The following is a 1,782-nucleotide window of genomic DNA, read 5'->3' as shown; positions in this document are numbered from 1 at the left end:
GGACACGGCCGGGCGGCGACGGGGCGCGTTCCGCTTCCGAGACCAACCGAACGGGAAGAGAAGCATGTTCTTGCAACGGGTCGGCAACAAAGGCATCCAGCTGGGCACGGTCTTCGACCGGGCGGCCGCGCGCCACCCGGCGAATCCCGTCTATCTGGACCACGATCTCGACATCGCGCCCGAGTTGGGGCGCCGCATCACCCTCACGGAGATCGCCGGCCTGGTCGACGACACCGCTTCCCGTCTGTGGGCGGCGCGGGTACGGCCCGGGGAGCGCGTGGTCATACACAAGTCGGACAACTTCGATATCTCGCTGCTCGCCTACAGCGTCGCGCGCGTAGGCGGGGTGCCGGTGCTGCTCTCGCCGAAGCTGGACGGCGCCACCGTCTCCCGGCTCCTGCAGCGGCTGGGCCGGCCCACCCTGCTCACCGACCGGCCGAAGTTGGAGGACGAACTCCCCGCAGAGGTCTTCGAGCTGGCCGAGAGAGTGCTGGTGACGACCGGGGAATTCCCGGGAGCGACCTCGCTGGAAGCGCTCGCGGGGTCCGAACGCGTCCCCGCGGTGACCATGCCGCAGGACCTGCCGGCGCTCATCACTCACACCTCGGGCACCACTGGCCTGCCGAAACTCGCGGTCCAGACCGGCCACACGATCCAGGCCCGCTGCCGTCCGCAGTCGGTACTGCTCGCCCCGGTGGGACGGCACGAACCCATCGCCGTCCACGTCTCCTTCGCGCACTCCCGGATGATCAGCGGGGTGGCACTGTTCGCGCTGCGCGGCCACCCGCTCATCCTGCTGAGGGACGACGACCCGGAGCGCGCCGCCGAACTCTTCGCCCGGGTCCCCCCGGGAGTCATCGAGTCCCACCCCAACACCCTGCTGAACTGGGAGACGCTGGCGAAGCACCCGGCGAAGCCGCTCGCGCGGGTGCGGTGCTTCAGCAACACCTTCGACGCCATCCACCCGCGCACCGTGGAGACCCTGCTGGGGGCTTCGGAACGCAGCCTGCCGTTCTTCGCGCAGACCTACGGGCAGAGCGAGACCGGCGCCATCGCCGCCCGCACCTACACCCGGAAGCACCGGGCCGGTTCCGACGGCAGGTGCGTGGGCGTGAACTTCCCCGGCCTGACCGAGATGAGAGTGGTGAGCCGGGACGGCAGGACGCCGACCAAGGACTCCCCGGGCCGCATCGAGGCACGCAGCGGCGGGCAGATCGTCACGTACCTCGGCGAGGAGGAGCGGTTCGACGACCAGTTCTCCGAAGGGCGCTGGTGGCGGATGGGAGACCTCGGCTACCGCACCAAGCTGGGCTGCTTGCACCTGCTGGACCGGGAGGTCGACGAGATCCCGGGCATCAGCAGCACGCTGGAGATCGAGGACAAGCTCTTCACCCGGCTCCCGGAACTGCTGGAGGTCATCATCGTCCCCGGCGAGGCCGGCGCGCCCATACCCGTCGTGTGCACCAGGGACGACCAGCCGCTCGACCTCGCCAGGTGGCGCGGCGCGGTCGCCGGCCTGCCCGAGCTGGCGGAGCCGGTACAGCGCCGGCTGGACGAACTGCCCCACACGGCCACCACGAAGATCAAGCGGCTGGAGCTGGCCCGGGAACTGAACGGCGCCCAGGACGCCGGCTGAACGGCGTCCGGGGACTTCCCGAGCGTGCCTGAACGGGCGTCGGCCGACCCGTACCGGCTGCCAGCGCAGGGCGTTCAGCGCGGCGGCGGCAGGCAGGTGCTCGTGCGGCACGATCCGTGCCAGCAGCGAGTCGAGCGCCGGCCGCT

Annotated in this window: 1 protein-coding gene; it reads left to right on the top strand. The window is 70.9% G+C overall.

Going from position 1 to position 1,782, the window contains the following annotated elements; all coding sequences use genetic code 11:
* The first annotated feature begins 64 nt into the window (after positions 1–64).
* The gene (locus ACWD3D_RS36625) at positions 65–1,636 is read left to right on the top strand and encodes a class I adenylate-forming enzyme family protein (RefSeq protein WP_451464964.1); all 1,572 of its coding nucleotides are present in this window, start codon (positions 65–67) and stop codon (positions 1,634–1,636) included.
* The last annotated feature ends 146 nt before the right edge of the window (positions 1,637–1,782 follow it).

The organism is Streptomyces sp. NPDC002690 (assembly GCF_053592415.1).
This window is presented reverse-complemented; position numbering and strand designations above follow the sequence as displayed.

What these genes read in the sequence shown, in the direction of transcription:
- ACWD3D_RS36625 (WP_451464964.1), top strand. Translation starts at nt 65, where the DNA reads ATGTTCTTGCAACGGGTCGGCAACAAAGGCATCCAGCTGGGCACGGTC.